At 70.7% G+C, this 12,260-nt stretch carries 12 protein-coding genes; 4 read left to right on the top strand and 8 right to left on the bottom strand.

Annotation, left to right across the window (positions count from 1 at the left end; genetic code table 11):
* Nucleotides 1-558 (bottom strand): ATP-binding cassette domain-containing protein, encoded by a 558-nt coding sequence (locus tag FHR33_RS19680; protein WP_183649752.1) that lies wholly within the window; start codon nt 556-558, stop codon nt 1-3.
* A 117-nt stretch (nt 559-675) separates the two neighbouring features.
* Between FHR33_RS19680 and FHR33_RS19675 the strand changes: the two genes are divergently transcribed.
* Nucleotides 676-1,152: a PPOX class F420-dependent oxidoreductase gene (locus FHR33_RS19675; protein WP_183649749.1), complete on the top strand. Its 477-nt coding sequence runs from the start codon at nt 676-678 to the stop codon at nt 1,150-1,152.
* Here the strand turns inward: FHR33_RS19675 and FHR33_RS19670 are convergent.
* Together FHR33_RS19670 and FHR33_RS19665 are read right to left on the bottom strand one after the other, a co-directional pair.
* Nucleotides 1,127-1,570 (bottom strand): GNAT family N-acetyltransferase, encoded by a 444-nt coding sequence (locus tag FHR33_RS19670; protein WP_183649746.1) that lies wholly within the window; start codon nt 1,568-1,570, stop codon nt 1,127-1,129. The two genes, FHR33_RS19675 and FHR33_RS19670, sit on opposite strands and share 26 nt — an antisense overlap.
* Nucleotides 1,571-1,793: 223 nt before the next feature.
* Complete coding sequence (locus FHR33_RS19665) at nt 1,794-3,149, bottom strand: M20/M25/M40 family metallo-hydrolase (RefSeq protein WP_183649743.1); 1,356 nt, start codon at nt 3,147-3,149, stop codon at nt 1,794-1,796.
* 220 nt (nt 3,150-3,369) lie between these two features.
* Between FHR33_RS19665 and FHR33_RS19660 the strand changes: the two genes are divergently transcribed.
* Nucleotides 3,370-4,752 carry an aspartate aminotransferase family protein gene (locus FHR33_RS19660; protein WP_183649740.1) on the top strand — a complete coding sequence of 461 codons (1,383 nt, stop codon included), beginning with the start codon at nt 3,370-3,372 and terminating at the stop codon, nt 4,750-4,752.
* Between the two features lie 21 nt (nt 4,753-4,773).
* The gene (gene ald / locus FHR33_RS19655; protein ID WP_183649737.1) at nt 4,774-5,889 is read left to right on the top strand and encodes an alanine dehydrogenase; all 1,116 of its coding nucleotides are present in this window, start codon (nt 4,774-4,776) and stop codon (nt 5,887-5,889) included.
* 84 nt (nt 5,890-5,973) lie between these two features.
* Here the strand turns inward: ald and FHR33_RS19650 are convergent, their stop codons facing one another.
* The 5 genes from FHR33_RS19650 to FHR33_RS52700 all read right to left on the bottom strand — a co-directional run bounded on the left by FHR33_RS19650 (nt 5,974) and on the right by FHR33_RS52700 (nt 10,376).
* Nucleotides 5,974-7,368, bottom strand: a complete 1,395-nt coding sequence (locus tag FHR33_RS19650) for a tetratricopeptide repeat protein (RefSeq protein WP_183649733.1) — start codon at nt 7,366-7,368, stop codon at nt 5,974-5,976.
* A gap of 67 nt (nt 7,369-7,435) precedes the next feature.
* A complete protein-coding gene (locus FHR33_RS19645) occupies nt 7,436-8,314 on the bottom strand; it encodes a sulfite exporter TauE/SafE family protein (protein WP_221241168.1) in 879 nt (292 codons plus the stop codon).
* 2 nt (nt 8,315-8,316) lie between these two features.
* A complete protein-coding gene (locus FHR33_RS19640) occupies nt 8,317-8,517 on the bottom strand; it encodes a hypothetical protein (protein ID WP_183649731.1) in 201 nt (66 codons plus the stop codon).
* A 114-nt stretch (nt 8,518-8,631) separates the two neighbouring features.
* Nucleotides 8,632-9,279 carry a response regulator gene (locus tag FHR33_RS19635; protein WP_183649728.1) on the bottom strand — a complete coding sequence of 216 codons (648 nt, stop codon included), beginning with the start codon at nt 9,277-9,279 and terminating at the stop codon, nt 8,632-8,634.
* Entirely contained in the window at nt 9,276-10,376 is a 1,101-nt protein-coding gene (locus FHR33_RS52700; RefSeq protein WP_312895623.1) for a sensor histidine kinase, read from the bottom strand. The genes FHR33_RS19635 and FHR33_RS52700 overlap by 4 nt, the downstream gene beginning before the upstream one ends.
* A gap of 95 nt (nt 10,377-10,471) precedes the next feature.
* On the opposite strand from FHR33_RS52700, the gene ggt reads away from it, so the two are divergent.
* A complete protein-coding gene (ggt, locus tag FHR33_RS19625; protein ID WP_183649722.1) occupies nt 10,472-12,220 on the top strand; it encodes a gamma-glutamyltransferase in 1,749 nt (582 codons plus the stop codon).
* Nucleotides 12,221-12,260: the final 40 nt, after the last annotated feature.

Raw genomic sequence — 12,260 nt, 5'->3', positions numbered from 1 at the left:
TCAGAGCTCCACGAGGTGGTCGTAACGGGCGGGAGGGGTCACGCAGGAGGCGACGACGGCCGTGGGCAGCCCCTCGAGCAACTCCCACAACGCCAGCCGGCGCTCGGGCGGCAGGCCCGCGTCGATGTTGTCGGCGACGATCACGGCGGGGGAGTCGAGCAGCGCCAGGGCGACGCCGAGCCGTACCTGCTGCTCCCTGTCGAGCTCCCGCACGAGCGTGCGCTGGTCCACGTCGAGGCCCGCCCCCTCGAGGGCCTCGGCGTGCCGCCCCCTGCGGCGCCGCTCGTGCAGGTGCTCCTTGACGGTCAGCGCTCTGTCGAGGTCGGTCACCCCGTCCACCAGCGCCAGCGCGGCGACCTTGCGGATCGCCCTCGGCCTGCTGTGGCCCGCGACCTCCAGGGCGCCCCTCGTCGGCTTCATCCGGCCGGAGAGGGTGAGCAGCAGGCTGGTACGGCCGCTGCCGGTCGCGCCCGCGACCACGGTGAGCGTGTTGTCCGCGGCCTCGAGCGTGACCCCGTCGAACACGCCCTCCACAGAGAGATCCTTCGCGACGATCACCACGACTCCTCTTTAGCACTGACCGGTCAGTACAAAAGTAGCGCATGGGACGTTCCGACGTGCGACAGGGGCAGGGTGACGCTCACCACGGAGGGCCGCTTCTGGAAGGCTGGAGTCATGTCGCCGACGATCGCCACCGCCCTGCGGGTGCCCCTGCCCGAACTGCTCGAGTTCCTCCGTCCCCGGCACCGCGGCCTGCTGAGCACCACCCGCGCGACGGGCCGCCCGCAGCTGTCACCCGTCACGTGCGGACTGGACGACGAGGGCAGGATCGTCGTCGCCACCTATCCCTCGCGCGCCAAGTCCCGCAACGCGCGGCGTGACGAGCGGGTGTCGATCTGCGTGATGTCCGAGGAGTGGAACGGGCCCTACGTCCAGGTCGACGGCAGGGCCGAGGTCCTGGACATGCCCGAGGCGCTGGAGCCGCTGGTGGAGTACTACCGGTGCGTCGCGGGTGAGCACCCCGACTGGGAGGAGTACCGCGAGGCGATGCGCCGCCAGGACAAGTCACTGATCCGCATCCACATCGACGCCTGGGGTCCCATCGCCACGGGCGGCTTCCCTCCCGCTACGGCAGATCGATCTGGTACCTGACGAAGCCCTTGTTCTCGGCCACCTTGTCGTAGAGGCGCCGGGCCGTGGCGTTGGACTCGTGGGTGTTCCAGTAGACGCGCCCGCACCCCCTGCGCCCGGCCTCCCCGGTCACGGCCTCGATCAGCGCGCGGGCCACGCCGCGGCCGCGCGCCTCTTCGGCGGTGAAGAGGTCCTGCAGGTAGCAGACGTCCCTGTCGGGGGCCGAGGTGCTGGGGTGGAAGAGGAAATGGGTGATCCCGACCAGCCTGCCGTCCAGCCTGGCTCCGAGGGCGTGCATCCTGACGTCCTTCTCGAACTCCCGCCAGGCCGCCGCGTACATCTCGTCGGGCTCGGTGCGCTGGTAGAAGTCGATGTAGGCGCGGAAGAGCTCCTCCCACGCGGACCGGTCGGAGGGGAGCAGGCTGCCAATGGAGATCATGCCCGCCAACCTAGGGAGAAGTGGACTCCTCCACCACGGCCACTCCTCACGGAAACCACCCGACCACTTGTCCTGTCACACCGCCTGACCAGCCAGGCCACCCTCCGGTGGACGGCGAAGCCGGGCTCCCTCGCAGGGGAGCCCGGCTCTCCGTGAAGCGCATCCCGGTGGTGCCCATGCCGTTGGCGCGGGCACCGGGGTGGGGTCCTGCCGGTCGCCGAGGTCAGATCCCCAGGGCCGAGGGAGCGCCGTACTCCGCCAGGAAGAGGGCCTCCGTGGTGGCCGTGCGACGCAGCTCCTCCAGGTTCACCCGCTCGTTAGGAGCGTGGATCGCCGCGTCCTCGTCCTCGGCGCCGAACAGCAGGATCTCCGCCAGGGGGAACTGCTTCAGCAGCGTGTTGACCAGCGGGATCGAGCCGCCCGCGCCCACGTCGCGGGGCGCGCGGCCGAAGGCGCGCTCCATCGCCCTGTTGAGCGCCGAACGGCCGCGGCCGCCCGAGTCGGCCTGGAAGCCTGAGCCCACGACGAAGTCGCCGAAGGAGACCTGGACGCCCCAGGGCGCGACCTGGCGGAGGAAGTCGAGGATGGCGTCCAGCGTCGTCTTGGGGTCGCCGGCCGGCGGGATCCTGACGGTCACCCTGGCCCTGGCCACCGCCTGGACGGCGTTGATGGCGCCCGAGACGGTGGGGACGTCGAGGCCCGTCACGGTGATCGCGTAGGAGGACCAGAGACGGTCGGCGAGGGAGCCGGAGCCGACGAGCGAGACGCCGTCGAGGACGCCCGCCGTGTTCCTGAACTCCTGCTCGGAGGGGCCGGTGCCGAGGAAGCTGCCGCGCGGCAGCCCGGGCACCCTGATGTCGCCGTTGTCGTCGTGCAGCGAGGTGAGCATGCGCATGAGGGCGGCGAGGGCGTCGGGGGCGGCGCCGCCGAAGGAGCCGCTGTGCACGGACTCGCGCAGGGTGCGGACCTCGATCGTGAAGGCGGCCATGCCGCGCAGCGAGGTGGTGACGGCGGGGTCGCCCAGCTTGGGGTTGCCGGTGTCGGCCACGATGATCGCGTCGGCGCGGATCAGTTCGGGGTTGCGCTCGACGAAGGCCTCGAGGCGCTCGCCCGCGTACTCCTCCTGGCCCTCGATGAGCACCTTGACGCCCACGGGGAAACGGCCCTGGAAGGCGCGGAGCGCGGCGACGTGGGAGATGATGCCCGACTTGTCGTCCGCGGTGCCCCTGCCGTACAGGTTGCCGTCGATCAGGGTGGGATCGAAGGGCGGGGTGCGCCAGGCCGCGGGGTCGCCCGCGGGCTGCACGTCGTAGTGCGCGTACAGGAGCACGGTGGGGGCTCCAGGCGGGGCGGGGGCGTCGGCGTAGACGGCGGGGAAGCTGCCCTCCACCGGGATCTGCTGCACGCGCGGCAGGCCCGCGCTGCGCAGGAGCTCCTCCGTCACGGCCGCGGCTCGCAGCACGGGTTCCTCAGGATGGCCGGGGAAGGCCACGGAGGGAATGGAGGCCAGCCGCTTCAGGTCCTCGATCGCCTGGGGCATCCCCGCAGCAACGGCGCTCTCTAGCTGGTCAGGAGTCACGGGTCTTCCCCCGGGGTCGTTCTGGACAGTAACGCCTCATTGCATCACAGAAGGTTCCGCAGGGTGGAAACGGCGCTGGCGTGCCCTGCGGATTTCGTCGATATTACATAGGCGATCTGCGGATCCCGGATTTCTTGCATAGTGCTGCCACGCTTTCGCTTGGCAACACCGCATGTGAACATGCACACTGTGGGGAGTTCAGACACGAGGGAAGATAGCGATGACGCAGCCCGAAAACGATGTGCTGAAGGCCGCTCAGGACAACCTGTGGTTGCACTTCACGAGGCACAGCTCCTACAAGGACAACGAGATCCCCACCATCGTCAGAGGTGAGGGTGCTTACATCTACGACATCCACGGCAAGCGCTACCTCGACGGCCTCGCGGGGCTGTTCGTGGTGCAGGTGGGCCACGGGCGTCAGGAGCTCGCCGAGGCGGCCGCCAAGCAGGCGCAGGAGCTCGCCTTCTTCCCGCTGTGGTCGTACGCCCACCCGAAGGCCGCCGAGCTCGCCTACCGGCTGGCCAAGGAGGCTCCCGGCGACCTGAACCGCGTGTTCTTCACCACCGGTGGAGGCGAGGCGGTCGAGACCGCGTGGAAGCTGGCCAAGCAGTACTACAAGGTCACGGGCAAGCCGCTCAAGCACAAGGTCATCAGCCGCCAGATCGCCTACCACGGCACCCCGCAGGGCGCCCTGTCGATCACCGGCATCCCGGCCTTCAAGCAGATGTTCGAGCCGCTCGTTCCCGGCTCCATCCGCGTGCCGAACACCAACCACTACCGGGCCGACGAGATCACCGGCGTCAAGGGCATGACGCCCGAGCAGTACGGCCTGTGGGCCGCCGACCGCGTCGCCCGCGCCATCGAGATGGAGGGCCCCGACACGGTCGCGGCCGTCTTCGTCGAGCCGGTGCAGAACGCCGGTGGCTGTTTCCCGCCGCCGCCCGGATACTTCCAGCGGCTGCGCGAGATCTGTGACGAATACGACGTGCTCCTCGTCTCCGACGAGGTCATCTGCGCGTACGGCAGGCTCGGCACGATGTTCGGCGGGCAGAAGTTCGACTACACCCCCGACATCATCACCTCGGCCAAGGGCCTGACCTCCGGCTACTCGCCGCTCGGCGCGATGATCGCGCATGACAGGCTGTTCGAGCCGTTCAAGAACGGCGAGGAGATGTTCGCCCACGGCTACACCTTCGGCGGCCACCCCGTCTCCGCCGCCGTGGCGCTGGCCAACCTCGACATCTTCGAGCGCGAGGACCTGCTCGGCCACGTCACCCGCAACGAGGACGCCTTCAGGAGCACGCTGGAGAAGCTGAAGGACCTGCCGATCGTCGGCGACGTCCGCGGCTCCGGCTACTTCTGGGGCATCGAGCTGGTCAAGGACAAGGCGACGAAGGAGACCTTCAGCGCCGAGGAGTCCGAGCGGCTCATCCGCGGCTACCTGTCCAACGCGCTCTACTCCAACGGTCTGTACTGCCGCGCAGACGACCGTGGCGACCCGGTCATCCAGCTGGCGCCGCCGCTCATCGCAGGGCAGAAGGAGTTCGACGAGATCGAGTCGATCATCCGGAACGTCCTGGTCGAAGGTCTCAACCTCCTTTAATCTCACGAAAGGATCACCCCCATGAAGATCGGCGTTCCCGCCGAGGTGAAGAACCACGAGTACCGCGTCGCCGCCACCCCGGCCGGCGTGCACGAGCTGGTTCGAAGCGGCCATGACGTCCACGTCCAGCGGGGCGCCGGTCTCGGGTCCCACATCCCTGACGAGGAGTACCTGGCCGCGGGCGCCAAGATCCTCGACTCCGCCGACGCGGTGTGGGGCGAGTCGGAGATGGTGCTCAAGGTCAAGGAGCCCATCGCCGAGGAGTACCACCGCATGCGCGAGGACCTGGTCCTCTTCACCTACCTGCACCTGGCCGCGGGCAAGGAGTGCGCGAACGCGCTCCTCTCGGCGGGCACCACCGGCATCGCCTACGAGACCGTCCAGGTCGGCAACACGCTGCCGCTGCTGGCCCCCATGTCGGAGGTCGCGGGCCGCCTGGCTCCGCAGGTCGGCGCCTACAACCTCATGCGCTTCAACGGCGGGCGTGGCGTGCTGCCCGGCGGCGTCCCCGGCGTCGCCCCCGCGAAGGTCGTCGTCATCGGCGGCGGCGTCTCCGGCCTGAACGCGGCACAGATCGCCGTCGGCATGGGCGCGGACGTCACCGTCCTCGACACCAACATCGACCGCCTGCGCTTCATCGACGCGATCTACCAGGGCCGCCTCAAGACCCTCGTCTCGACCTCCTACGCCCTCGAGCAGGAGGTCCTGAAGGCCGACCTGGTGATCGGCGCGGTGCTGATCCCGGGCGCCAAGGCCCCGACGCTGGTCTCCAACGACCTGGTCTCGCGCATGAAGCCGGGCTCCGTGCTCGTCGACATCGCCATCGACCAGGGCGGCTGCTTCGAGGACTCCCGTCCGACCACGCACGCCGAGCCCACCTACCAGGTGCACAACTCGATCTTCTACTGCGTGGCGAACATGCCGGGGTCGGTGGCCAACACCTCGACCTACGCGCTGACCAACGCGACGCTGCCGTACGCGGTCAAGCTGGCGAACCTGGGGTGGAAGGAGGCGCTGAAGGCGGACGCCGCGCTCGCCCTCGGCCTCAACACCCACGCCGGTCAGGTCACCAACGAGCCGGTGGCGCAGGCGCTCGACCTGCCGTACGTGCCGGTGTCCGCGGTCCTGGCCGCCTGACGATCCGCTGAGAGCGCCCGCCGGTGATCACCGGCGGGCGCTCTCCGCTGTCGTGCGGCTCGCCGGCGAGCCGCCGTGCCGCGCTCAACGCGCCGCGAGGCGCAGGCGCAGATCGCGCGCCGTCGCCAGCACGTGCTCGACCTCCGAGCAGGTCGGCCACGGCGAGGTACCGGGCCGCAGGATCGTCGCTCGCACCGAGGCCAGGTGCTCCACCGCCGAAGCGTGCAGCCCGCTGCGCTCCACCAGCCACGCCACCACGTCGGCGTGGTCGCGCAACGGCCTGGTGAGCAGGTCCCACGTGCCGAGGATCTCGGTGAGGTCGCGCACCTTCAGCGTCACCCCGCCCCTGCGCCCCGTCGCGGCGGCGGCCAGCTCCGCCCTGGCCGACAGCTCGGGCTCGGCCAGCCGGTCCCAGGTGGGCGGCGGCGGGTCGGCCAGCCACTTCTCCGCCTCGTGGGGCTGGCCCGTGGCCGACAGCAACCCTCCCAGCTCCATCGCCGCCCGGCGGTGGCCGGCCAGCGCCGCCTGCCTGAACCAGTGCTGGCCGCCCTGGAGGTCGCCCAGCTCGGCGATGAGCAGCAGCCCGAAGTTGAAAGCGGACTCGGCGTCGCCACTGGCCGCCGCCCTGCCGAACCAGTGGCTCGCCCCCTGCGAGTCGGACAGCTCGACGCAGACGAAGCCCGCCATGCGCTGGTCGTCGAGGCGCCCCGCGACGGCGGCCCGCTCGAACCAGGCGCGGGCCGTACGGAGGTCTCTGCGGGAGAGCGCGATGCCGCCGAGCTGGGAGGCCGCGCCCGGATGCTCGCTCTTGGCGGCGAGCCTGTAGTAGGCCTCGGCCCCCTCTGGATCCCTGGTGGCCTGCAGGAACAGGCCCAGGTGGTAGGCGGCCTCGGCATGGCCTCCGCGAGCGGCGTGCTCCCAGCAGCGGACCGTCTCCTCCTCCTCGCCCACCTGGTAGGACAGGAAGCCCAGATCGTGGGCGGAGGCGACGTCGCCGTCGGCGGCGGCCCTGCGGTGCCACTCGCGCGCGAAGGGCAGCTCGCCCGCGTCCTCGCAGATCAGCGCCAGCCGCCTGGCGGCCGACCTGGACCCCGCGTGGGCGGCGCTCTCGAACCACCGGCGGGCCGCCTCGATGTCGCCGCGCTGCTCCAGGAGCAGGGTCGCGAGGTTGACCGCGGCCTCCGCGTCGCCGGTGCCCGCCGCCAGTTCGTACCAGCGGACGGCCTCCTCCAGCGTGCCGTGCTTCTCGTGCCAGACGCCCAGGTTGTAGGCGCTGTCGATGTTGCCGCCCGACGCGGCCCGCTCCCACCAGTGCCTGGCGGCCGAACGGTCGCCGCGCTGGGCGTAGAGCTTGCCCAGCCGGTGCGCGGCCTGGGCGTCGCCGTGCTGGGCGGCGACGAGAAGCTCCGGCTCGTCTCCTGAGCGGGGCGCGGGAACGGCCGGCGCCGCCACTTCCTGCTCGTTCTGCCACCACGTCATTGCGACAGGGTGACATGTGATCAGACGATCGCGGAACGTAATCGCGGCAGTAATCGGGACGGCCGGTTCAGCGGAAGGTGATGAAACCGGTGAACATCCCCATGGCGCAGACATACCTCAGCTGACCGGGAGGCTGCGCGGGGAGGCGGACAGTGGCCGGGAGATCGACGTCTCTGCCGTCGATGGTGAGGTGGGTGGCGCAGGCCGCTCCCTCTCCCGCACGGAAGTCGACTTCGACAGGGACCCCCGCCCTGGCCTGCGAGACGCCGGGCCGGTAGCCGCGCTCGGTCGCCCAGATCGTCAGCAGCTGCACGCCTCCTGGACCCGTCTTGGCCATGGCCGCCGCATGGCTCGCCTCCTGCGGCAGCCAGCCGCCCAGGCTGAGGCCCGACGTGATCGTCCACAGACCCGCCGCCACCGCCACGACCCCGGCGAAAGCGGCCAGCCTGCTCTGAGAAACCCGCCGGAGGACGAACCCCAGGAGGGCGAACGCCGGGGCGGTGCCCACCACGAATCCGCCCATCACGGCAGCTCCGCCGACCGCCGACGCCGACGTGACGGCCAGCATCTCCATGCTCAGCGTCACCCCGCAGGGCAGCAGGATGGTGGCCGCGCCCAGGAGGGGCGCCTTCAGGCGTCGTGCGGGTGGTCGCGGCTCGCAGCGCCGGCGGCGGAGCATCCGCAGGGCGAAGAAGATCACCATGAACCCCGCCGCGACCAGCATGCCCGCTCTGACCGGCGGGGGGAGCCTGACCATCGAGCCCAGTGCGCCGAGCACCGCCCCTGCCGTGACGTAGGAGGCCAGGCGGCCTGCGAGGAACCGCGCCACCACCCGTGGCGTTCCCTGCAGGCCGAACAGCAGGCCGCCCTGCACGGCCGTACACGAAGCGGTTCCCGCCACCAGGCCGGCGGCGGTCCCGCTGACGAACAGGGCGACCGGCTCCACGCTCAGTGAGCGAGCGCCAGGTTGTCCAGCGAGCCGTTCTTGGCGGCCTCGACGATCGAGCCGAACTGGTCGAGGCTCATCTCGACCCGCTGGCCGAAGTCGTCGGTGATGACCACCTGACGTTCTTCGGGCGCGGACGGGTCGACGAACAGCTCGGGGCAGCCGCAACTGCAGTTGCCGCAGAATCGGGCGATCGACTGCATTCGATTCCCCACTCTCGAAGTAGTCTTTACCTGCACGGTAATCTCACGCTCCGAAAGCGGCCAGTAACAGTTCTTTCACCGGCCGGCGGGTTTACCTGGCCTCCGGCGAGATGCTCAGAGCCAGCCGGGCCTGACCAGTCCCGACTCGTAGGCGATGACCACGAGCTGGGCGCGGTCGCGGGCGTGCAGCTTCATCATCGCCCTGCTGACGTGCGTCTTCGCGGTGGCGGGGGACATGAACAGCTTGGCCGCGATCTCGTCGTTGGTCATGCCGGTCCCGACCAGCGCCAGCACCTCGCGCTCCCGCTCGGTCAGCAGTCCGAGGCCGTCGGCGGACATCGGCTCCTTGGCCCTCGTGGCATACTCGGCGATCAGCCGCCTGGTCACCGAGGGCGACAGCAGCGCCTCGCCGGCGGCCACCACCCGCACCGCCTGGATGAGCTCGCTAGGCTCGGTGTCCTTGACCAGGAATCCGCTGGCGCCGCCGCGCAACGCCTCGAAGACGTACTCGTCCAGCTCGAAGGTGGTCAGGATGATGATGCGCGGCCCGGCGGGCATCTGCCTGGTCGCGGTCAGGCCGTCGGTGCCCGGCATGCGGATGTCCATCAGCACGACGTCGGGCGCGGTCGAGGCGGCCAGCCGTACGGCCTGCGCCCCGTCGGCGGCCTCGGCGACCACGCTCATGTCGGGCTGCGCGTCGAGCAGCGCCTTGAAGCCCGCCCGCACCAGCGCCTGGTCGTCGGCCAGCAGCACCTTGATCATTCCGTCTCCTCCGGTAGTGGCAGCCTCGCCTCGACCTGGAACCCCGTCCCCGTGGGGCCGGCGACCAGTGTGCCGCCCAGCGCGGATGCCCGCTCCCTCATGCCGGGGATGCCGTTGCCGCTGCCCTCCTCGGACAGGACGGCGGGCGTGGTGGGCCCTGTGTCGTCGACCGTGATGACCAGCTCGGCCGGCAGGTACTCCAGCCGCACGTTCACCTTGGCGCCAGGGGCGTGGCGGGCGGCGTTGGTGAGCGACTCCTGCACGATGCGGTAGGCCGCCCGCTCCACCTGGGAGGGCAGCGGCCTCGAGCCGACCTGCCTGAGCGACACGTCCATGCCCGACCGCTCGATCAGTTCGCCGACGCGGTCGAGGCCGGCCGTCGGGGAGCGGGGCGCGCCGTCGCGCAGGACGTTCAGAACCGAGCGCAGCTCGCCGAGCACCTCCTTGGAGGCCGCCTTGATCGTGGTGAGCGCGGGCCTGGCCTGCGAGGGGTCGTCGTCCAAGAGGTGCAGCGCCGTGGAGGCCTGCACGTGGATCAGCGAGATGTTGTGCGCCAGCACGTCGTGCAGTTCCTGCGCCATCGTCAGGCGCTCCTCGCTGGCCTGCCGTCGCGACTCCTCCTCGGCCACCCTGGCGTGCTCGGCGCGCCCCTCGCGCCGGAAACGCGCCACCTCTCCCGCCGCCAGGATCAGCAGCATGACGGCGACGATGGCGAGGACGTGCCACGCGCCGGCGGCCGGTCGGTCCACCAGCCACGTGGAGTAGACGAGGAAGTACGCCGCCGTGATCGCCGAGGCGATCCACGCCACCTTCCTGCGGCCCTCGGCGACGGTCTTGAACAGCAGGATGACCGGGCTCAGGAAGACCGGCCCATAGGGGTAGCCCAGGGTCATGAAGACGCAGGTCGCCACCAGCGTGGCGGCCAGCGAGGTGATCGGGAAACGCCGCGTGGCCAGGATCGCCACCGGGCCGACGAGCAGCAGCACGGTGCCGAGAGAATCGACACGCAGCCGATCGAGCTGCCCGGCGTGTGCCCCGTGGGAGGCGATCACCTGGAACACCGCGACCACGAGGGCGAGATAAGCGGTCTTGCGCACGGGGTCCACGCTAGACGAGCCGTCCGGCCCCGACATCCCACCGATGTCGCAGGGGGCCCTACCACCCCGGGCGTACCTGGTCCATTGTTGCTTTCATGCGCCGACACATCCTCGCCCTCGTCGCCGTCACGCCGCTGCTCGTGGTCGCGCCCCTCGCACCCGTCGCCGCCGAGCACAAGCCACCGCCCACGCCGCAGAAGCAGCCCGTCGCCGAGGGGTACGGCGGCGCCGTGGCCACCGTCGACCTCGACGCCAGCAAGGCCGCGCTCGCCGTGCTCCAGAAGGGCGGCAACGCCATGGACGCCGCGGTGGCGGCGGGCGCGGTGCTGGGCGTCACCGAGCCGTATTCCGCGGGCCTGGCCGGTGGTGGCTTCATGGTCTACTACGACGCCAGGCGCGGGAAGGTCCACTCGATCGACGGCCGCGAGACCGCGCCCGCCGCGATGACGCCGACCTCGCTCGAGGGCATCCCGTTCGAGGAGGCCGTGACGAGCGGCCTGTCGGCGGGCGTGCCGGGGGCGGTCGCGCAGTGGGAGCTCGCGCTGCGCAGGTTCGGCACGACGAGCCTGCGTGAGGCGCTGAAGCCGGCGATCGAGGTCGCGCAGAAGGGTTTCGTGGTCGACCAGACCTTCCACGACCAGACCGCCGCCAACGCCGCCAGGTTCAAGGACATCGCCTCCACCGCCAAGCTCTACCTGCCCAACGGCGCGCCTCCACCCGTGGGCTCGGTGTTCAGGAATCCCGAGCTCGCCGACACCTACCGCGAGCTGGGCAGGCGCGGAGGCGAGTGGCTGTACGGCGGGCGGCTCGGCCAGGAGATCGTCAGGACGGTCAAGAACCCGCCGATCACGCCGGGCGCGACGCGCAACGTGCGTCCTGGCCTGATGGAGGTCTCCGACCTGACCTCCTACAGGGCGCTGCTGCGCGAGCCGACGCGCGTCGACTACAAGGGCATGCAGGTGTACGGCATGCCGATCCCCTCCTCTGGAGGCTCCACGGTCGGCGAGGCGCTCAACATCCTCGAGGCCCTGCCGAGCGTCGGCATGCACGAGTACCTGGAGGCCTCGCGCCTGGCCTTCGCCGACAGGGGCAAGTACGTCGGGGACATCCCGAACGTGCCGATGGCCGAACTGCTCAGCGACGGCTTCGCCAAGGAGCGCGCCTGCCTGGTGGGGGAGCGCGCGATGGCGCACCCCGCCCCGCCCGGCGAGCCGGACGGCAGCTACACCGACTGCGGGCCGCCCCTTTCGGAGAGCGCGCCTTCGCCCGCGGAGGAGGGCCCTGAGACCACCCACCTGGTCGTCGCCGACCGCTGGGGCAACGTCGTGGCCTACAACCTGACGATCGAGTCCACCGGCGGCAACGGCATCGTGGTGCCGGGCCGCGGCGTGCTGCTCAACAACGAGCTGACCGACTTCACCTTCGGCCCCGCCCCAGGCGACCCGAACCTGCCGGCTCCGGGCAAGCGCCCCCGCTCCTCGATGGCCCCGACCATCGTGCTCGACCACGGCAAGCCGGTGCTGGCCGTGGGCTCGCCGGGCGGCTCCACGATCATCACGACCGTGCTGCAGATCCTGGTCAACCGCTACGAGCTTGGCATGAAGCTTCCCGAGGCGCTCGCCGCCCCGAGGGCGACGCAGCGCAACACCGCGCAGACCCAGGCCGAGCCCGGCTTCATCGAGAACCACGGCGCCGAGCTCAGGGCCAAGGGCCACGTCTTCGCGCCGAACCCCGAGATCGGCGCCGCCACCGCGCTGGAGTTCGTGGGCAGGGGCAGGATTCAGGCCGTGGCCGAGCCGGTACGGCGAGGCGGCGGCAGCGCCGTGGTGGTGAGACCTCACTAACTGTCCGTAGTCAGAGAATTACGCAACGCCATAGGGTGCG

Origin of the sequence: Nonomuraea dietziae (assembly GCF_014195505.1) — a bacterium.
Lineage (GTDB): Bacteria > Actinomycetota > Actinomycetes > Streptosporangiales > Streptosporangiaceae > Nonomuraea > Nonomuraea roseola.
This window is presented reverse-complemented; position numbering and strand designations above follow the sequence as displayed.

Excerpts from the sequence above, each read along its gene's own strand:
- FHR33_RS19675 (WP_183649749.1), top strand. The coding sequence starts at position 676 with ATGTCGCCGACGATCGCCACCGCCCTGCGGGTGCCCCTGCCCGAACTG.
- FHR33_RS19670 (WP_183649746.1), bottom strand. The coding sequence starts at position 1,570 with ATGATCTCCATTGGCAGCCTGCTCCCCTCCGACCGGTCCGCGTGGGAG.
- FHR33_RS19660 (WP_183649740.1), top strand. The coding sequence starts at position 3,370 with ATGACGCAGCCCGAAAACGATGTGCTGAAGGCCGCTCAGGACAACCTG.
- ald (WP_183649737.1), top strand. The coding sequence starts at position 4,774 with ATGAAGATCGGCGTTCCCGCCGAGGTGAAGAACCACGAGTACCGCGTC.
- FHR33_RS19650 (WP_183649733.1), bottom strand. The coding sequence starts at position 7,368 with ATGACGTGGTGGCAGAACGAGCAGGAAGTGGCGGCGCCGGCCGTTCCC.
- FHR33_RS19640 (WP_183649731.1), bottom strand. The coding sequence starts at position 8,517 with ATGCAGTCGATCGCCCGATTCTGCGGCAACTGCAGTTGCGGCTGCCCC.
- FHR33_RS19635 (WP_183649728.1), bottom strand. The coding sequence starts at position 9,279 with ATGATCAAGGTGCTGCTGGCCGACGACCAGGCGCTGGTGCGGGCGGGC.
- ggt (WP_183649722.1), top strand. The coding sequence starts at position 10,472 with ATGCGCCGACACATCCTCGCCCTCGTCGCCGTCACGCCGCTGCTCGTG.